This window comes from Propionicicella superfundia DSM 22317, from assembly GCF_000423465.1.
Lineage (GTDB): Bacteria > Actinomycetota > Actinomycetes > Propionibacteriales > Propionibacteriaceae > Propionicicella > Propionicicella superfundia.
Genome location: NZ_AUIA01000012.1, coordinates 48,998 through 67,036, shown reverse-complemented (window position 1 = coordinate 67,036; position 18,039 = coordinate 48,998). Strand labels below are relative to the sequence as shown.

At 69.3% G+C, this 18,039-nt stretch carries 18 protein-coding genes; 17 read left to right on the top strand and 1 reads right to left on the bottom strand.

Annotated features, from left to right (window positions below; genetic code table 11):
- Nucleotides 1-383: 383 nt before the first annotated feature.
- The 9 genes from G555_RS22965 (at nt 384) to G555_RS0101185 (ending at nt 9,894) form a co-directional block, all read left to right on the top strand.
- Nucleotides 384-2,906, top strand: coding sequence for a helix-turn-helix transcriptional regulator (locus G555_RS22965; protein ID WP_028707471.1), 2,523 nt, complete (start codon nt 384-386; stop codon nt 2,904-2,906).
- 349 nt (nt 2,907-3,255) lie between these two features.
- Nucleotides 3,256-3,885: a hypothetical protein gene (locus G555_RS0101220; protein ID WP_028707470.1), complete on the top strand. Its 630-nt coding sequence runs from the start codon at nt 3,256-3,258 to the stop codon at nt 3,883-3,885.
- A 95-nt stretch (nt 3,886-3,980) separates the two neighbouring features.
- Nucleotides 3,981-4,601 carry a hypothetical protein gene (locus G555_RS0101215; protein WP_028707469.1) on the top strand — a complete coding sequence of 207 codons (621 nt, stop codon included), beginning with the start codon at nt 3,981-3,983 and terminating at the stop codon, nt 4,599-4,601.
- Nucleotides 4,598-5,194, top strand: coding sequence for a hypothetical protein (locus G555_RS0101210; protein ID WP_028707468.1), 597 nt, complete (start codon nt 4,598-4,600; stop codon nt 5,192-5,194). The genes G555_RS0101215 and G555_RS0101210 overlap by 4 nt, the downstream gene beginning before the upstream one ends.
- A complete protein-coding gene (locus tag G555_RS0101205; RefSeq protein ID WP_028707467.1) occupies nt 5,191-5,808 on the top strand; it encodes a hypothetical protein in 618 nt (205 codons plus the stop codon). Before G555_RS0101210 ends, G555_RS0101205 begins: the two co-directional genes overlap by 4 nt.
- Nucleotides 5,805-7,085: an RCC1 domain-containing protein gene (locus G555_RS0101200; protein ID WP_028707466.1), complete on the top strand. Its 1,281-nt coding sequence runs from the start codon at nt 5,805-5,807 to the stop codon at nt 7,083-7,085. Before G555_RS0101205 ends, G555_RS0101200 begins: the two co-directional genes overlap by 4 nt.
- An 8-nt stretch (nt 7,086-7,093) precedes the next feature.
- On the top strand, nt 7,094-7,759 hold the full coding sequence (locus G555_RS0101195; RefSeq protein WP_156887365.1) for a hypothetical protein: 666 nt from the start codon (nt 7,094-7,096) through the stop codon (nt 7,757-7,759).
- A gap of 7 nt (nt 7,760-7,766) precedes the next feature.
- Nucleotides 7,767-8,378 (top strand): signal peptidase I, encoded by a 612-nt coding sequence (locus tag G555_RS17115; RefSeq protein ID WP_169337842.1) that lies wholly within the window; start codon nt 7,767-7,769, stop codon nt 8,376-8,378.
- The gene (locus G555_RS0101185; RefSeq protein ID WP_028707464.1) at nt 8,368-9,894 is read left to right on the top strand and encodes a helix-turn-helix transcriptional regulator; all 1,527 of its coding nucleotides are present in this window, start codon (nt 8,368-8,370) and stop codon (nt 9,892-9,894) included. The genes G555_RS17115 and G555_RS0101185 overlap by 11 nt, the downstream gene beginning before the upstream one ends.
- Nucleotides 9,895-10,288: 394 nt before the next feature.
- On the opposite strand, the gene G555_RS0101180 is transcribed toward G555_RS0101185, so the two are convergent.
- Nucleotides 10,289-11,212, bottom strand: coding sequence for an EamA family transporter (locus G555_RS0101180; RefSeq protein ID WP_028707463.1), 924 nt, complete (start codon nt 11,210-11,212; stop codon nt 10,289-10,291).
- Between the two features lie 72 nt (nt 11,213-11,284).
- On the opposite strand from G555_RS0101180, the gene G555_RS0101175 reads away from it, so the two are divergent.
- The 8 genes from G555_RS0101175 to G555_RS20940 all read left to right on the top strand — a co-directional run bounded on the left by G555_RS0101175 (nt 11,285) and on the right by G555_RS20940 (nt 18,029).
- Entirely contained in the window at nt 11,285-12,175 is an 891-nt protein-coding gene (locus G555_RS0101175) for a LysR family transcriptional regulator (protein ID WP_028707462.1), read from the top strand.
- Between the two features lie 125 nt (nt 12,176-12,300).
- Complete coding sequence (locus G555_RS0101170) at nt 12,301-12,549, top strand: type II toxin-antitoxin system Phd/YefM family antitoxin (protein WP_028707461.1); 249 nt, start codon at nt 12,301-12,303, stop codon at nt 12,547-12,549.
- The gene (locus G555_RS0101165) at nt 12,546-12,947 is read left to right on the top strand and encodes a PIN domain-containing protein (RefSeq protein WP_028707460.1); all 402 of its coding nucleotides are present in this window, start codon (nt 12,546-12,548) and stop codon (nt 12,945-12,947) included. Before G555_RS0101170 ends, G555_RS0101165 begins: the two co-directional genes overlap by 4 nt.
- Before the next feature lie 529 nt (nt 12,948-13,476).
- Complete coding sequence (locus tag G555_RS0101160) at nt 13,477-14,616, top strand: FecCD family ABC transporter permease (RefSeq protein WP_051208150.1); 1,140 nt, start codon at nt 13,477-13,479, stop codon at nt 14,614-14,616.
- Between the two features lie 128 nt (nt 14,617-14,744).
- Entirely contained in the window at nt 14,745-15,617 is an 873-nt protein-coding gene (locus tag G555_RS0101155; RefSeq protein WP_169337841.1) for an ABC transporter substrate-binding protein, read from the top strand.
- Complete coding sequence (locus G555_RS17110) at nt 15,614-16,417, top strand: ABC transporter ATP-binding protein (protein WP_051208148.1); 804 nt, start codon at nt 15,614-15,616, stop codon at nt 16,415-16,417. Before G555_RS0101155 ends, G555_RS17110 begins: the two co-directional genes overlap by 4 nt.
- Nucleotides 16,414-17,187 carry a class I SAM-dependent methyltransferase gene (locus G555_RS17105; RefSeq protein ID WP_051208145.1) on the top strand — a complete coding sequence of 258 codons (774 nt, stop codon included), beginning with the start codon at nt 16,414-16,416 and terminating at the stop codon, nt 17,185-17,187. The genes G555_RS17110 and G555_RS17105 overlap by 4 nt, the downstream gene beginning before the upstream one ends.
- A 56-nt stretch (nt 17,188-17,243) precedes the next feature.
- Nucleotides 17,244-18,029 (top strand): class I SAM-dependent methyltransferase, encoded by a 786-nt coding sequence (locus tag G555_RS20940; RefSeq protein WP_051208143.1) that lies wholly within the window; start codon nt 17,244-17,246, stop codon nt 18,027-18,029.
- Nucleotides 18,030-18,039 lie beyond the last annotated feature (10 nt).

Below are 18,039 nucleotides of genomic sequence, written 5' to 3'. Positions count from 1 at the left end.
TGTGATATGAGGGCATACTCAATTGGGAGGTTTCGGATGGTGAATCGATCAGAAACGCGCTCAAAAGGCCGCGCTTCGCTCACGGGTCGTACTCCGATATCCCGGCTCTGGCTACCGTTATTACTGGTTCTCCCTGGCGTGTCGATGCGCAGGTTGGAAGCAGCGGCGGTGTCCTCCCATCGGTCGTGCGGACGACAACCTTGGCGATACGCGGCTGGACCTCAGAAGGTCGGCAAGGGTCACTTGGCCCCCCGGCAAGGGTCCCCCGACCCTCAAGCGGCACTTGCCGACCTTGCCCCGAACCGATGCGGAGCCGCTCGGCGGAAGGGGCGCCATGGCCGGCCCGACGAGGCACGGCGGGTGCACGGAGGGCCCACGCAGACATGAGCGATGAGCTGAGCCCGTCGATAACCGCGGTGCGCTGGCTGGAGTCCGGCAGGGACGTCCTCATCCGGTGCGACGACGGGTTTCAAGGATCCGCCCTCCTGCGTCAGGTCGCGGGGGTCGCAGAGGCCCAGGGGTTCGTGACTCGTCAACTGGACCTGGACGACATGGGCAACGGGACGGCCGGAGCGACGCCTCGCGCCGCGCAGAGGCCGGGGCGAGCCGAACGCGACATCGATGTGCCGCGCCCCGGCGGGCGCGCCGTGGTCCTCGTCGAGGACCTCAGCGAGTTCAGCCCGGGTGCCGTCGAGCAGTTGTCCCGCACACTGCGGCGTGGACACGCCCTGCTGGTCGCCACGACGGCGCTCGACCTGGTGCGTCATGGGGATCCGCATCTGGGCAGACTGGTGGCGAGCCGTGGGCCGGCCGAGATCCGGGTGCCTGCCATGGGGTACTCCGAGATGATGGCTCATGTCGAGGAGAGACTCGGTGGGCCGGTGGAGGCCCGTCTGGTCTCGTCGCTCCTGGCGCAGTCGGCCGGGCTTCCTTCGGTCGCGGCAGCCGTCCTCGACGCCGGTCGGGTCGCCGACGTGATCCGGCTGGAGGACGGCGTGTGGAGCCTGACCGGAGACGTCTCGGCGATCCCGTTGGATCCTGTCGCCCACCTGCTCTGCGCGCGGCTGTCCGCCTCGGACGTGAGCGGGCTCGTGGCGCTGTCGGTGATGGGGCCGGCCAGCCCGTCGGAGCTGTCCGACCTGATCCCTCCCGAAGCCCTGGAGCGGCTGGTGCGGAGACATCGGGTGATCGCACACGGCAGACCTCCCCACACGGTGATGTCGGTGAGCCCGCCCGCCCTCGCCGCTGCGCTGCGCTCCCGGGCGGTCGAGTCGGACACCGAAGGGCTGGACCTCGGTGCAGGCGCCGCCGGCGACCGGATCGGTGGACCGCCCGACCTGCTCGGTCTGCTGCTGTCGCCCGACGCCGAGCACCGCGGCGAGTTCCGCAGGCGGGCGCTCGAGATCATGACGATGGTCCAGGACGTCTCGCACCGCCAGGAGGTCGAGGCGCGCGACCGGTGGCGGCGCTCGCGCAGCGTCGAGGACGCCGTCGACTATCTCGGGATCCTCCTGCAGCGTCCGACGAGAGAGCTGGCCCGCGAGGTCTTCTCCTCGACGCGGGAGCACGGAGACGCGGGCCTGACGGAGAGATTCCGCCTGCTGCAGGTGCGCTGGATCAAATGGCTCGGTGAGGACACCCCCGAGTGGGAGGACTTCGCCGCCCAGAATCAGGACGACGACGGGCCGATCGAGAGGGTGAACGCGATCGTCCGCGCCGTCCTCGCGTCGGCGCCGACGCCGCAGGGCGATGCCGACCTGGCCTCCGTCATTCCGCTGTCGGCGGCGGCCGAGGAGCCGACGCGCTCCCTGGGCTATGTGCTCGAAGCGACCGCGCTGCACGAATCCGGACGATTCGATCTGGCCCTGCGCCTGTCGGATCCGGCCTTGCGTCCCGAATGGGTTCTCGGCGACATGTGCACCTTCCTCGACGGGGTGTACCACAAGGTGCTGCTCGCCCTCGGGCGCGTGCACGAGTCCTTCTCGGCGAGCCGGGAGCGCCTCGCGCAGGCTCTGGACGACCTCGACCAGACCGGTATCCGGGTCTATGCGGTCGGCCTGGCGCAGAGTCTGGTCGCGATGGGCATGAACGAAGCGGCCGGCTCGCTGGTCTTCGCGGTGCTTCGTCTCGGACCGGCGGGACCGGTCGGAAGCGGGTTCTACCAGCACCTCCTGATCCTCGCGGCGGCGCACACGATGAACGACGAGAGCGCCGGGGCGAGCCGCCTCCTCGCCGAGGAGCTGGAGCGCCTCCCGGTCACCCATCTGAGGACGGTCGATGCCCCGCGCGAGATGGCGAGGGCGCACCTGTCACGGCTCGACGCCAGGGACGAGGAGGCCGACGATCTGATCTGGAGCGAGGGTGAGCGGCTCGCCCGTGAGGGCCGCCTGCACAATGCGCTGGTGGTCTGGAGCCAGCTCTCGGCGATCCCGAGCCCGCGGCAGATCGAGGCGATCCGGGCCGTGGCGGACGTTCGCCCGGCACCGCTGATGGCGCGGATCGTCGCGGTCCAGGAGGCTCTGGCCGGTGGCGACCTCGCAGCGGTGACGGACGCTGCGCGTGACGCGCCGCTGAGCGTGTCCCCCCCGCTGGCGGCAGCCGTGCTGGACTTCGTGGACGGCGAACGCCGGAAGCGGGGAGAGGCACCTCTCGGTGAGCGCGAGCGGGCCGACCTGGTCGGCGAGGACCTCTCTCAGTGGCTGGCGACCTTGACACACCATCGCCGGACGACTGTTCTCTCGGGCCGTGAGAAGGAGATCGTCCGTCTCGTGGCGGAGGGGCGCAGCAACCAGGAGGTCGCCACCCTGCTGGGGGTCAGTCGGAGAACCATCGAGAACCACGTCCACCGCTCGCTGAAGAAGCTCCGCCTGGCCGGACGCGACGATTTCCGCTCGGTTCAGCTCTGAGCGTCGTTCGTGGTTCACGCCGGAAAAGGAGGCCGATGGGCGACGGGGAGAGGGCACTCAACGCCCATCGAGGTTCCGCTCACACAACCGCCTCACAGCGCCGCCCACGCACTCATGGTCCTCCGAGCTGCACTCAATGTTCGGGGGCCTGCACGGTGAGTGCGGGGGGATGCGCTTGACAATGACACCCGATCGGGAGCCAACGAACAGAAGCCTCACAAAGGGCCGAGCAGCGATGTCCTGGACACCTGCAACCGTCCTGCGGGTCGCTTCGCTCCCGAATCCGTTCGCGTGACGGCAAGCCCTCGTGGCCCGCCTATCGTCATCGAGAAATAAAAGGGGAGCAGCAATGATCAACCAACGGCGCAATCGGAAGCGGGGGCTGAATCGCCTGCTCGCTGCGGTCGGCACCCTCGTGGCGGTGGCAGCACTGGCCACCGCCGCCGCGTTCACCGACTTCGCAAACCTGAACCTGGGCAACGGGACCGACGACTCCGGCATCGGCGGCAACAACAGGTTCAACATCCAGGTCGTCAACACTGCGGCCGACGGCACGCCGATCCCGGGTGAGTGGCAGGAGGCCAACACCACGGAGGGCGTCAACATCAAGGTGCCCGGCGCCGACCTCATCACCCCCGGGGACACGGTCACGGTGGACATCCCGTTCCGCAACGAGAGCCCCGTGCTGAGCGCCGCCATCGCCTTCTCTCTGCAGGACCGCCCGGGCTACACGTCCGATGCGGAGATCGCGGCCGCGCTGCGCTACACGATCGAGCTCGACGGCACCCCGCTGGTGACGAACGTGGACCAGGACACGGTCGTCAACTACGACCTCGGCACCTGGGTCACCGGTGACGGTGGCGTCCTCACGGTGGCGATCACCCTGCCCGACCAGGGCAGCGAAGCGGCGAACAACGCGCTGCAGGGCCAGGTGTCCTACGTTCAGGCGCACTTCGACGCGACGTCCGTCGCTCCCTGAGCCAGCCTCCTCCCGAGGCGGTCCTGGGCAGGTGGCCCCCGCCCAGGACCGCCTCATGAGAGGCGACGCGAATCCGCAGAGAGGGGAACGCGACCATGAGCAGGTCATGGACAGGCTGGCGCCGACTGACGGCCGCCGCCGGGAGCATCATCGCCGTCGGGGCGCTGCTGACAGCCGCGGCGATCACTGATCGCAGCGACGTCGACGTGGTGCTGGACGGATCGTCGAACACCTTCGACATCATGGTCGCGGGCCAGGCGGGCACGCGAACCTGGACACCCGCCGAGGACGTCTGGGAGCAAGGCGACGTCGAGCCCTTCCGCATCAGGCTCGCCAACGGCGACACGGACATCGTGATGGCCCCGGGCAGCTCGCTCGACGTGCGCGTGGCCGCCAAGAACGCGAGCCCCCGCCTGGCGAGTCACATGACGCTGACCATCTCCGACCCCCAGCCACGTGGGTCCGAGACCGACCCGGCGACCGGGAACTTCGTCGAACTCTACGACCAGCTTCTCTTCACGGTCCGCGACGGCAGCACGGTGCTCTTCGACCGGGTTCCCGCCCCCGACCTGACCAGCTATACGTGGTCGCACCCGGTGAGTTCGGGCGACCACCTGCTGCTGGACGTCGTGATCGAACTGCCCGATTCGGTGGACAACCGGTGGCAGCTCGCCAGCACCGATGTGCAATTCCACTTCGAGGGGACCAGCGCATGACCGACAAGACCCATCGTCCCCGCGGTGTGACGCGCCTCGTCCTGGCGGCCTCGGCCCTGATCGTCCTCGGCGTCGCGAGCACGAGCGCGGCGTTCACCGACCATGCCGTCGTCAACCTCGGCACGGGCTCGCCGGGCTCCGGCGTCGGCAACCCGAACAGGTTCGACATCGCGATCCACGACGACGACGACGTGCTGCAGGACGCCGACACGCGGGCCACGGCGGTCGTCCTGTCGCTCACCTCCGGGACCGCGCTGTCGGAGACCGATCCCGTCGTGTTCGACGCCACGGTGCTCAATCGTGACCCCGGCGTGGCCGGCGACCTGTCGATCCAGCTCTACGATCCCGATCCGGTGACCGACGACGTGTTCGCCGCGCTGCGCTTCACGATCTACCTCGACGGCAGCCCGACGGCGTCTCTGACGGGTCTGACGTCGACCGAGGTGAACGCCGCCGGGCTCACGATCACAGACGTGGAGCCGGGCGAGGAGCACACGATTCGCGTGTCCGCGGTCCTCGCCTCCGGCACCGCTCTGGGCAACGCCGGCAAGACCACGCAGGTCGGCCTGCAGGTGGAAGGAGAGAGCCGATGAGCCCCCGGAGCTGGGCACGCACCGTGTCCGTCGGACTCGCGTCGCTCGTGCTGACGGTGCTCGCACCTGTCGCCGCGCAGGGAGCGCCGACCGACCTGATCGACTCGACCCCCGCGACCGTCGTGCTGTCGGTCCCCGCACCCGGCGAGACCCGCGAATGGGAGATGTCGGTGCGCAACCTCACCGACGGGGACCTGCCGCTGAGCCTTCAGGTTCTCGGCGACGGGGGGCAGGTGCTCTTCACCGGTCCCACCCCCCTCGAGCTCACGGTCAGGGACGCGTCCGGCGTGCTGATCGACGCGGCGCCGGTCGGAGGCCTGCTCGATTCGGCGGTCGAGCTCCCGAGACTGCCTGCGGGCGCCACGTACTCGCTGAGCGGCTCGGTCGAGCTTCCCGCGGAAGCCGACAACCGCTACCAGGGCGTATCCGGATCGCTCACGCTCCGCTTCGTCACCTCGGTCGACACGCCGTCCGAGGCGCCGCACCAGGGTCCCGGCCACCTGGCCTTCACCGGCGCCAACGTCGGCGTGGCTCTGATCGTGCTGGCGGCGGCGCTGATCCTGGCGGGCATCATCCTCACCGTCCGCTCGCGCGCGAAGGGAACCGAGTCATGAAGAGGACCGGGAAGTGGTCCCGTACCACCGTCGCCGGCATCGCCCTGACGCTGGGCGCGGTCGCTCTGGCCGGCGGCGGGATCACCCTGACGGCCGCCGGCTACGTCGACACGACGCACGCACGCACCGCGTCCCTCCAGGTCAGCACCGAGCCGGAGTTCCAGGTCGGCCTCTCCCGCAACGCCCGCATGGTCGACACGGGACTGGGTCTCTCCGACGACGGGAACGTCTATGTGTGGGGCCTGACGAGTCTCAACATCAACGGCGGGGCGAGCGATCCCGGCGTGCAGAAGCCGCCGCAACGGGTCCCGATCGCCGAGGGCACGGTGCGACAGGTCACCGGCCAGATCTACGACGCCAATGCGCTCGACAAGGACGGCCACGTGTGGGGCTGGGGGCAATACAACGCCCGCAACGGCACCGATGCGACCCGTTCGGACGGCCTTCCGCGGCAACTGCGGATCGAAAGCGCCTGGGACGGGACGGGCGCCGTCCTGGACCAGATCATGACGATCAGCTCGACCGAGTACGCCGGGGCGGGCATCCGCGCCGACGGCACGGTCTGGCACTGGGGCTCCTCGACCGGGTACGGCGGCAACAGCGGTGCGGGCGCGAGCCAGCTCACGGGCCTGCCCGACCCGACGGTCGCCGGCAACAAGCCGGTGTACCTCAAGGGCGCCTACACGAACTTCTTCGTGATCCTGGAGAACGGCGACGTCTACTACTGGGGCGGCACGGGGGGCAGCAGCCTCCCGTACGGCACGGGCAACGCGGGAGCGACGGCGACCAAGCTGACGGCGCTGAACTCGTGGATGAAGGCGAACGTCGCACCGGGCGATCCCTACATCGTGGCGATCGACGGCGGCATCAACATGGGCGGCGCGCTGCTGTCCAACGGACAGGTGCTCAGTTGGAGCCGCACCGACGCGTCCCGCACGGGCCGCGGCGCGCCGATCTCGCCGGCGATCGTCCCGACCCTGTCGGGCATCACCTCGATGCAGTTCTCGTTCACCGGCGTCGCCCTGGGCAAGAACGACGGTTCGCTGTGGGGCTACGGCGCCAGCGATGACTACGGCCAGTTCCCCGAGCTCCCCACGCAGATCGACACCAACGTCGTGCAGTACGCCGCGGGACAGGGGTACTACATCTGGCAGAAGTCCGACGGCACGTTCTGGGGGCGCGGGTACAACCCGCAGGGCGCGATCGGGCTGCCGATCGGATCGCAGTACAGCAACCGCCAGATCACCAGTCCGAGCCTGAGCGTGGTGGCACAGTGAGGAGATTCATGAGGATGGACCGAGAGCGTTCCGCACGTACGCGGGCCGGCGGGCGCCTCCTGTCCGGGCTGAGCCTGATCGGGGCCGTCGCGGTCGTGGCCAGCATGGCCGTCTCCTCGGCCGCCTATACCGACATGGCCAACCTGAACCTGGGCGGGTCGGGAATCGGATCGGAGGACCGGTTCGACATCGCGGTGGTCCTGCCCGACAACACCGTCGTCCAGGCCGACGGCCCCGCCGGCGTGGACTGGGACGTCGAGGGCGCCGAGAGCCTCGTGCCGGGGCATTCGGTCACCACCGAGATCCCGGTGTTCAACAACTCGCCCTCGTTCGACGCCGACGTGACGATGACCATCAGGGTCCGCAACGGCGACGGCTCCGTCGGGTCGGCGCCGAACATCACGGCGTTCCTCCGGTTCACCGCGAGGCTGTCGGGCGGGACCTACGTGTTCACCGACGCGACCCTGGCCGACGCCACCGGGTCGATCGGGGAGCTCGCGAAACGGGATTCGGCCGCCTTGACGGCGGGCGACACCTATTACGCGGGCGCTCCGGGCAGCGACGAGACGGTCTCCCTGACCGTGACGTACCTCGACGCGAGCGGAGTCGAGGACTACAACGGGGGCCAGTCGGCGCTGGCCGTGCACTTCGATGCGGAGTCCGTTGCGCCGTGAGCGTGTGGTGAAGCACGATCCGGGCCGCGTCCGGGTCGACACACCGCGGCGTAGCGCGGAAGAGGGCCGGGGGAGCCTGTCGCTGCCCTGGCGGGTGTGGTCGGTCGTGCGCTCGGTGATCCTGACCCTTGCGGCAGCGCTCGGAGTCGTGTGCCTCGTCGCCTTCGGGGTGTCCTTCCTGGTCGGCGTGCGCCCGCTCGTGGTGATCTCGGGTTCGATGGAGCCGGCGATCCCCACCGGTTCGGTGGTCTTCACCCGGACCGTTCCGGCCGCCGAGCTCGCGGTCGGTGACGTCGTCACTGTCGAGCGACCTCGGGTCGGAGGCCTGGTGACGCACCGGATCGTCGCGATGGAGCCCGGCGACTCCGGGAGCTACGAGCTCACGCTCCAAGGCGATGCGAACCGCACTCCGGACTCATCGACGTACACGGTCTCCGAGGCAGGTCGATACATGTGGCACGTCCCGTACCTGGGGAACGTCGCGCTCGTGCTGCAGAGCAGAGGCGGAATCCTCACGGTGGTTGCGGCCGGCCTCCTGCTCATCGCGGTCTTCCTGCTGGACCCGGCGTCTTTTCACCACCGTCGTGCGCGGAGGACAAGGAGCCGGGATGACACGTGACGAGCCGGTGACGAGCCGATCCGAGCCGGGCGACGTCCCGGACCTGCCGGGCCCCCACGCGGACGATCCGGACCCCCGCGCCGAGACGCTGGTGCGGGCCGCCGTCGAGGTGCTGACCGCCGCGCTGCCGGGGGCGGTCGCGTCGAGGGCAGCCCACGACGAGCTCGTGGCCGCCGTTCCGGCCGATCTCGAGGGTCTCGGCGACGGGGCGCGACGCAGGGTCACCGCGGCGATGATCCTGGTCAAGACCCGTGCGAATGCCGTGTACGAGGCGGTGGCGCTGGCCGACGCGGAGCGCGCCCTCCTGCCGGCCGCGCGCAAGGCGGATCTGGGCGACGCCGCTCTTTCGGCCTGCTGGGCTGCGGCATCGGAGGCATACGCGGCCCTCGGCCTGCCCCGACGCGGCAGCGCGTGCGCGCGCAATGCCGCCGAGTACGCCAGGGCGGCCGGTGACGATGCGCATCTGTTTCGCGCCCTCGAACTGCTGACCGTCAACAGGGCGCTCAACGGCGAACTCGGCCTCACCCGGGAGTCGGCGAACGCCGCCCACGAACTGGAGCGGAAGCACGGCTGGGAGAACACGTCGACCGCCTATCTGCTCCTGGTGGGGGAGGTCCTGCACGCCTATGACACCCTCGACGTGGACACGCTCGTCACCTGCGCGGAACGGTTCCGGCGCGGTCAGCCCGGAGACCCGGCGTGGGTCGCGATGGCCTGCTATGCCGAGGCGATCGAGCTGCTGATCCGAGGCCGGCACAGCGAGGCCCTCGCCGCGATCACCCGGGTCACCAACAGCAGCGATCAGCTACGCATCCCCCTGATCGTGCAGGGGTTCGCGACCGGTTTCGTCGCGACGGTGCTGACCGCCCGTGGCGAGCCGCAGCGCGTGCTCCAATTGCTGGACGGCAGGGAGTCGTCCCCTGGGCACGCGCTGTGTTACGACGTCCACCGCGCCTCGGCGTACCTGCTTCTCGGGAACGACCGGCAGGCGCTCGTCACGACCGATGGATGCATGCGGCTGGGCACCGACCACTGCCTGCGCACCCTGCCTCCGGTGCTGCTGCAGCGTGCGATCGCCAACCACCGTCTCGGTCATCACGCCGCCGCGGATGCCGCCCTCGCCGATGCCTTCAGCCTCTACCGCTCGACCGGCGCGACGGGTGTCCCCCTCAGCATCGTGCCCCGTGGTGACCTGGAGGAACTCCTCGCCCGACTCCGGGCCCGGCAGCCCCATCTCGCGAGCGATATCGACGAGCTGAGCGCGAATGCGCTGGCCTCCTTCATCACCGTCCCGACGGACCTCCCCGTCCCTCCCAGCCTGACCAAGCGGGAGACCCTCGTCGCGCATCAGCTCCGCGGGCAGGGAACCATGGCCGAGATCGCCGGAACGCTGCTCGTGTCGGTCAACACCATCAAGACACAGATCCGGTCGCTCTACCACAAGCTCGGCGTCTCCTCGCGCGAGGACGCCGTGGCCCACCTCGAGCGCTCCGGTTTCTACGACCGGTCGAGCTGACGCGGATACAGCGGCGCCGCTTCCTGCGCATGAACGTCATCGCTTCGCTCGCCAGGCACATTCCACGGGTCGCTGCTCCTGAGGAGCGGCCCTCTCGCCCGGTGTCGCGCCGGGACGGACCGACAGCAGCGCAGCGACGCTGCCCGTCCGGGCCTCGGGAGCCTTTCCCCAAGGGGTGACCGGGGCGCGGGGGACCTCTCCTCCCCCGTTCCGACACGTGGGCCCGAGGTCTCCGGATGACCTCGGGCCCACCTGTCGTCCCTGGTCGTCGACGACGCGCGTCGAGCGTCCCGGACGTCGATGACACACCAGCCGGCGTCGCCGAGGAACCGTCGCGGTTGATGCTCGGCATGCTCGACGCGCTGCGCGACGCGTCCTGACCCGGGGTACGGCGTCACGTCACCGATTCGACCGTGTCGGGCGGTGCGGATGTCGCCGCCGGCGTGGGGCGTCCGGCGCGGCGTCGCGCTCCGACAAGCACACCGGTGACGACGAGGACGCCTCCGGCGACCTCCAGCGCGCCGGGAACCTCTCCCAGGGCAAGGGCCGCGGTCAGCATGCCGACGACGGGCACGAGCATGGAGAAGGGAGCCACCACGCCGGCCGGGTGCCGGGCCATGAGCCACGTCCAGATGCCCGACCCGACCGCGGTCCCGATGATGCAGGTATACGCCAGCCCGAGCCACGCGGGCGCGGCCGGGGCGTCGAACGCCCCCGCCCATGCGGCGGCGATGCGTCCCGGTCCCTCGACGAGCAGGGAGAGGACAAGCATCGGCACCGGGACGACGACCGACATCCACAGCGTCAGGTGCAGAGGGTTGGGCGGTTTGGCCTGGCGGCTCGCAAGGTTCCCGAATGCCCAGCCGACCGCTCCGAGCAGCACCAGAAGGAACGGCACGAACGCCGCGGCCTGGGCGCGGGCGAGACCGACGACCATCAGTCCGCTGACCGCGATCCCGATCCCCGCCCATGCGCGGGCCGAGACGTTCTCGGCGAGCAGCAGCCGTCCCAGCACGAGCGTGAACGGGGCGGACGCCTGCAGCACGAGCGAGGCGAGTCCGGTCGGCATCCCGGCTGCCATCCCGGCGTAGAGGAAGGTGAACTGGACGACCCCGAACCCCAACCCGTAGCCGAGGAGGTAGCGCAGGGGCACCGCCGGCCGAGGCACCAGCAGCAGCGTCGGGACGGCGATGAGGGCGAAGCGCAGCGCCACGAGGAAGAGCGGCGGGAACTGTTCCAGGGACGCGTGGATCGCGAGGAAGTTCACGCCCCAGATGACGGCCACGAGGACGGCGAGCAGGCGGTGACGGAGGGGCACGGGGCTGATCCTGGTGGATCCTTCGGTGAAGGACAAGCGGACTATTGCGAAGGGTACCTTTAGGCTTCCTTCATGGATCTGCGGCATCTCGAACTCCTTCGCGAACTGGCCGACCGGGGCACGATCACTGCGGTCGCCGAGGCGACGTTCCGCTCCCCGTCGGCGGTCAGCCAGCAGCTCCACACGGCCGAGCGGGCCTTCGGCGTCCCGCTCGTCGAGCCGGACGGCCGCCGGCTCCGGCTCACCCGTGCGGGCCAGGTGCTCGCTGCCGGCGCGGTGGGTGTAGCGGTGACCCTGGCCCAGGTGCAGAGGGACCTGGATGCACTGCAGGATGAGCCCGCCGGCGCGGTGTCCGTCGCGGCTCTGCCGAGCGCGGCGGAGTACCTCGTGCCGCCGCTGTTGATGGGCAGGGCAGACTCGCCGATCCGCATCGAGGTGGCCGACGAGGACGTATCGGAGGCCGACTTCGCGACGCGGGCCGCCGATCATGACATCGTCATCGGGCACAGCCTGACGGACGTCCCGCCCTGGGCCGATCGCGTGGCGGTCGAGGTGCTTGTCCGGGAGCCCTTGGATGTCGCCCTCCCGGTCGGCCATCGGCTCGCCGGTCGTGTCGGCCTCACCGCGGCCGACCTCGGCGGTGAGGACTGGATCGGCGTCCCCCTCGGGTTTCCCTTCGACACCGTGCGGATCGCCATCGAGAACCGGTCGGGCGCCGCCCTCAACGTCGTGCAGCGGCTCCGGGACAACCGGCTGGTCGAGGCGCTGGTGGCCGCCGGTCTCGGGTGCGCGATGCTGCCCCGGTTCACCACGCGTCCACGCCCCGACCTCGTCACGATCCCGCTCACCGACGTCCGCTCGGAGCGTTCCATCCTCGCCCTCGGACGTCCCGATCGCTTCGCCCGGGCGGCGGTCCGCGCAGTGCTGGACGACCTGCACGCCATCGGTGCCGCCCAGCGGTGATCGCCCGTCCACCGAGTTCTGCACACCTGTGGAGAACTACATCACTGTGATTCGGCCGTCGCGACGCCCGGCCGAGAGCGCATTGCCGTCGTAGATCTAGGTAGACATTCGGACTAGAACGAGTCATGAAGACGATCACGGTCGGCCAGATGCGGCAGAATCCGACGGCCATGCTCGCTGACGTCGAAGCCGGGGAGGTCTACCGAGTCACCCGCCACAACCGCGAGATCGCCCGCATCGTTCCCCGAGCACACGGGATCGAGTTGCTGCCCCGCAAGCGACGCACCGGTTCGAAGCTCGCGGAGTTGCCCGCCCACGAGGTGCGCACCGCGGCCTCGGTCGACGAACTGCTCGCAGACGAGCGCGACCGGTGACCATCTTCTACCTCGACACGTCGGTCGCGCTGCGGGCGCTGCTCGGCCACTCGCCCTCGGCGGCCGCCTGGGTCGACGACGTCACCGCCCAGGACGAGCATCTGGTGGTCTCGTCGCGCATCCTTCGCACAGAACTCACCCGGGTTCTCCGTCGTGAAGGACTGCCGGTGAACCGGCGCGACGAAGTTCTCGACGCCCTGAGCCTCGTGCCGATCACCGAAGGGGTGCTGGCTGCCGCCGAGGCGATCCAGCCCCGCGTCACGACCCTTGACGCGATCCACCTCGGGTCCGTGATCGCCGCAGGCCTGGACGCGACGATCGTCAGCCACGACACCACCATGCTTGCCGCGGCCACATCGCTCGGCTATCCGACCTACGACCCCGTCGACGAGCGGTAGAAGAGCCACAGCGCGCCGGCCGGCCAGCCCCGGGACCCGGCCTGCCCGACGGCCGGGACGAGGCGCCGAACGCTCCCAAACCTCCGGAAACCCGCCCGAAACCGCCAGTTCCAGAGCGTTCGGCGCTCCCATTGCGCAGCCGAATCCGGCGCGGAAAGTCACGCCCGGTGCCGAGGATGGTGTGCCGCAACCGTCTCGCGAGTGGAGGCGCGGCGCGGAATCAGGTCGAGCGGCACGGGATCGGACCGTGAGCGGGTTCGTCTGGACCCGGCCGTGACGAGGCAAGCCGATCCCTCATTTTCGGGTAACGGCCGCGCCGGTCAGGCCAGGGAGGGTAGCGTCGCTGCTGAAACTTCATATCTTGCGGAGGGAAGAAGCCGGTCTAATCCCGGCACTGACGCGCAACCGTAGATCGACGTTGTCGATGAGTCGGACCAACCCTCCTCAAGAGCTTCATCACTACACGCTGTCGCGAACACACGGGTAGGCCTCCTCGGCTTCTCCGCGTATTGCAGCGGGAAGGACGCCGATGTCGGGCCCACGCGCGGACGAGATCACCGATTCCGCCGGCTCGTCGGCTCCGGAGATCACCGGGCGGGTGCTCCAGGCTCACCATCGGCGATCCGCCCTTCTCCTCATCGTGGCGGCAGTGGTGTGTGTCCTCGTCGCCCTCATCTCGGCCGGCATCGGTCCCGCCTACATCCAGTTGCCCGACGTGGTCCGGATCATCGGCCACCACCTCATCGCGGCTCCCGGCGAACGGACATGGTCGGTGACGGCCGACACGATCGTGTGGGTCACGCGTGTCCCCAGAGTCATCATGGGGATGGCGACGGGCGCCACGTTGGCCATGGCGGGCGCGGCGTTGCAGGCGATGGTCCGCAATCCGCTCGCCGACCCCTACATCCTGGGCGTCAACAGCGGCGCCTCCACCGGAGCGGCCATCGCCATCGTCGTCTTCGCGGGGAGTGGGGGCGGAGCCCTCCTGCTGTCGGGCTCAGCCTTCCTCGGGGCTCTGGGTGCGACCCTGCTGGTTCTGGCCATCGCGGGATCCCGCAGTGAAGGTGGCCCCATGCGGCTGATCATGGCCGGGATGGCCGTGGGCTACGCGCTCAGCGCTGCGACGAACTTCTTGATCTTCACGTCGGACTCGGCAGAGTCCAGTCGATCCGTCATGTTCTGGATGCTCGGCTCCCTGGCGAACGTCCACTGGTCCACGGCCATGCTGTCCTCGGCGGTCGGCCTGGTCGTCCTCGTCCTTCTCGGCGCGCAGGCCAGCACCCTGGACGTCCTCGCCTCCGGGGACGAGGCGGCTCTCACCTTGGGAGTCACACCACAGACGGCGCGCATCGTGCTGATGCTCGTCGTGTCGCTGGCGGTCGGAGTCGTTGTCGCCGGGGCGGGAAGCATCGGGTTCGTCGGACTCGTCATCCCCCACCTCGCCCGAGCCCTGGTCGGATCCCGGCACCGCGTGCTCATCCCCGCTTCGGCTCTCCTCGGGGCGGCCTTCCTCGTCCTCGCCGATGTCGGAGCCCGAATGCTCTTCGCTCCGCAGGAGATGCCCATCGGGGTCATCACCGGCCTCGTCGGGGCACCGTTCCTCCTGGCCCTCGTCCACCAGAAAAAGACAACACGGCGCAGCGCCATGGTTCGCCGTGCAACGCATTGAATGGAGTCACAATGGTCAACCGATTTCGATCTGTAGCCGCATTGGCCGGGATCGCCATCGTCCTCACAGCATGCGGAAGCCCCGTCGCCGTCCCGTCGTCCCCGTCGTCAGGGGCCGCCGCTTTTCCCGTGACAGTGACCAACTGCGGAGCCGAGGTCACCCTGGACGCGGCGCCCACGAGCATCTTCATCGTGAACAACGACGACATCGCGATCCTCGCCGAACTCGACGCTCTCGATCTCGTGGTGGCGCGCACGGCCGAGCCCGTCGAGGGGGTCTACTCCGATGAGGTGCTCAGCGCCCTCAAGGGCATCCGGCTCGTCGCCACCGAGACCGGGTCCACAGGCGGATCGATCATCTCCATCGAGACCATCCTCGATTCCGGAGCCGATCTCGTGCTCGCTCCCGAGAACGCGGTGGACCGAGAGACACTGGCGGCCTCGGGTGTGGCGCTGTACTCCCCTCCGGCCTACTGCGACAACGCCGGCACGCAGAGTTCCGGCGCGGCGACCTTCGACCTGGTGTACGAGCAGCTCCGCACCTTCGGTACCTTGCTCGGGAAGTCCGAGCTGGCCGAACAGCGAATCAGCGAGCTGACGTCCACGGTGCCGACGACGTCGACGGACAGGGGAAGCGCTGTCGCGTTGTACGTTCCGACCGGAGGAGGAACCCTCTACCCGTACGGGGCCGCGAGCATGGTCACCCCCGTCTTCGCGGCGGCGGGGCTCTCCAATGTCTACGCCGACACCGCCGATCGGGTCTTCGAGGTGAATATCGAGGACTTGCTGCAGAAGAACCCGGAGACCGTCGTGTTGCTGTTCTCCGACGGGACCGCGGAGACAGCCATGGCGAACTTCCGCGCCGTGGCGGGAGTCGAGGCCTTGTCGGCCGTGAAGAACAACCGGATCATCGCACTGCAGTTCCCGTTCACCGACCCGCCGACACCGCTGTCCATCGCGGGGGTGAGCAAGCTGACCTCGGCGCTCGACGACCTGCCGTGATCACGGCCCGCGGACTCGTGTTCACCCGCCGGGGGCGGCCCGTTGTCGATCGGGTCGACCTTCAGGTGCCGACGGGTCGCACACTCGGGGTGGTCGGCCCGAACGGGAGCGGCAAGACGACGCTGTTGCGGCTCCTGTACGGCTCCCTGACCCCCATCGAGGGAACCGTGGAGATCGACGGCCGGCCGCTCGCCCGGCTCGGCCGGCGAGAGGTGTCACGCCGGTTGGCCGTCGTTCCCCAGTCGGAGCATGCAGAGATCGCGTTGTCCGTCGCGGACACGGTTCTCCTGGGCCGGTTGCCCCATCGGTCGTGGCTGTCCGCCCCGGGAGCCGACGACTACGAGGTGTGCGCGCAGGCGCTGAACCGCCTGGGCATCGGGGATCTGGCGGAACGACCGATGTCGCAGATCTCCGGTGGCGAGGCCCAGCGGGCACTCCTCGCCCGGGCGTTCGCTCAGTCCGCGGATCACCTGCTGCTCGACGAGCCCACCAACCATCTCGACGTTCGGCTGCAGCACGAGGTGCTGGGGACCGTCCGGGAGATGGGAGCGACGGTCATCGTCGTTCTGCACGATCTGAACCTCGCTGCTCGCTACTGCGACCAGGTCCTGCTGCTCGACGGGGGGCGGACAGTCGCCTGTGGGCCTCCACCCGACGTCCTCACGGCGCACAATCTCGAACCGGTCTATCACGTGCCGGTGTGTGTCCTTCCATTGCCTGACGGCCGCGTTCACCTCATGTTGGCCGAACACCGCAACGTCACATCGAACCTGCTCGCTCACGAAGGAAGTCCCCGATGACCCACGCCGCTCCGCTCGCTCCTCCGCCGACCCCCAGGCACCTCCTCGACCGCTGGGATGCTCAGCAGACCGCCTATGTTCGCCAGCGAGCCGGGCGATTCGACGTCATGGCCCGGGTGATCGGGCACCTATGCCCCCCGCAGGCCCGGGTGCTCGATCTCGCGAGCGGCCCCGGGTCGCTGACCCGGCTCGTGCGGGAGAGGTTCCCTTCTTCGACGGTCGTCGCGCTCGACAAGGATCCTCTCCTGCTGGCGATCGCCTCCGATGTCTTCGCGTCCGATGCGCAGGTGCAGGTTGTCGAAGGCGATCTCGACACCCCGGAGTGGGTGAGGACGGTCGACGGGCCCTTCGACGCGGTCATCAGTTCTACGGCTCTGCATTGGCTGAGCCCGGACGTCCTCGCGCGGGTCTACGGCGAGCTGGCCCCGTTGATCGCTCCTGGCGGGGTGTTTCTCAACGGCGACGATCTGCTGTACGACGCGACGTCCAACCCCACGCTGCGACGGGTCGCCGCCGCCGATGATCGTGAGCAGCAGCAGAGGTGCTTCGGCGACGGTGTGGACACCTGGGACGACTGGTGGGCAGCGGCGTCTGCGGCCCCGGCGTACGCCGAGGCCGTCGCCCGGCGCTCGACGGTCTGGGCCGAGAGCGGCGGCGTCATGCCGGTCAGTCTCGGATTCCATCTGGAGGCTTTGCGTAGCGCGGGATTCGCAGAGGTCGGGACGGTGTGGCAGCACCTCGACGACTATGTCGTGGCGGGGATCCGATGAGTCGCCGTCGTCGTGTGCCCCGCGGTGCCGAGAGTTCGGGGCGGACGAAGGACGCGATGAGTCGGGAGTTGGAGGACCTGTGGTCCGACGGCGCGTCGGACTACGACCGCATCGTTCGCCGCCAACTGTCGAACGGCGCCGATGTGGGCCACTGGACCGAGGAGTTGTCGTCCGTCGTCGGACGTCCGTCGTCGGATGTGCTGGACATCGGCTGCGGTCCTGGCTTCTTCACGGTGATCCTGGCCAGGCTCGGGCATCGAGTGACGAGCGTCGACGGGTCCGAGGAGATGGTGCGATCCGCCGCGCGCCATCTGGCCCGCCAGGGAATCGACGCCCATCTGTACCGCGGAGACGCCGTCCTGTTGGAGCGCGAAGAGACCGATTCGATGGACGCCATCGTCTCCCGGGATGTGGTGTGGACGCTGTACGATCCGGCGGCCGCCTACCGGCGGTGGCTTGAGATCCTTCGACCGGGAGGCGTCCTGGCGGTCTACGACGGCGACTACCGGCGCGGGCGCCGATCTCCGCGTCTGTCGGCGTGGCAGACGCTGTCCCGGGCACTCATCCGGTTGACGGAAGGCAAGAGGTCGTCCACGGAAGGCCGCGACAGGAATGCATCGGCGTTCTCGGAGCTTCCCGCCGTGCACGCCGAGCGTCCGCGTCTGGATCGGAGGCTGCTCGAAGAGGCGGGGTACGTGGACATTCGCATCCGCGCGGATCGGTATCGCAATAGCCGGCGAAACCTCGAACACTGGAAGTACGGCTACCAGGGCAGGAAGTTCGCCGTCACCGCCCGGAAGCCGAAGGCGGCCCGGACGGCCGAAGGCGCAGGGACGAGTTGAGTCTGTACCT

Bases quoted from the DNA above. Each gene is read 5' to 3' on its own strand.
- G555_RS0101170 (WP_028707461.1), top strand. From the start codon at position 12,301: ATGAAGACGATCACGGTCGGCCAGATGCGGCAGAATCCGACGGCCATG.
- G555_RS0101160 (WP_051208150.1), top strand. From the start codon at position 13,477: ATGTCGGGCCCACGCGCGGACGAGATCACCGATTCCGCCGGCTCGTCG.
- G555_RS0101205 (WP_028707467.1), top strand. From the start codon at position 5,191: ATGAGCCCCCGGAGCTGGGCACGCACCGTGTCCGTCGGACTCGCGTCG.
- G555_RS0101215 (WP_028707469.1), top strand. From the start codon at position 3,981: ATGAGCAGGTCATGGACAGGCTGGCGCCGACTGACGGCCGCCGCCGGG.
- G555_RS0101210 (WP_028707468.1), top strand. From the start codon at position 4,598: ATGACCGACAAGACCCATCGTCCCCGCGGTGTGACGCGCCTCGTCCTG.
- G555_RS0101200 (WP_028707466.1), top strand. From the start codon at position 5,805: ATGAAGAGGACCGGGAAGTGGTCCCGTACCACCGTCGCCGGCATCGCC.
- G555_RS20940 (WP_051208143.1), top strand. From the start codon at position 17,244: ATGAGTCGGGAGTTGGAGGACCTGTGGTCCGACGGCGCGTCGGACTAC.
- G555_RS22965 (WP_028707471.1), top strand. From the start codon at position 384: ATGAGCGATGAGCTGAGCCCGTCGATAACCGCGGTGCGCTGGCTGGAG.
- G555_RS0101220 (WP_028707470.1), top strand. From the start codon at position 3,256: ATGATCAACCAACGGCGCAATCGGAAGCGGGGGCTGAATCGCCTGCTC.
- G555_RS0101185 (WP_028707464.1), top strand. From the start codon at position 8,368: ATGACACGTGACGAGCCGGTGACGAGCCGATCCGAGCCGGGCGACGTC.
- G555_RS0101175 (WP_028707462.1), top strand. From the start codon at position 11,285: ATGGATCTGCGGCATCTCGAACTCCTTCGCGAACTGGCCGACCGGGGC.
- G555_RS17105 (WP_051208145.1), top strand. From the start codon at position 16,414: ATGACCCACGCCGCTCCGCTCGCTCCTCCGCCGACCCCCAGGCACCTC.
- G555_RS0101195 (WP_156887365.1), top strand. From the start codon at position 7,094: ATGAGGATGGACCGAGAGCGTTCCGCACGTACGCGGGCCGGCGGGCGC.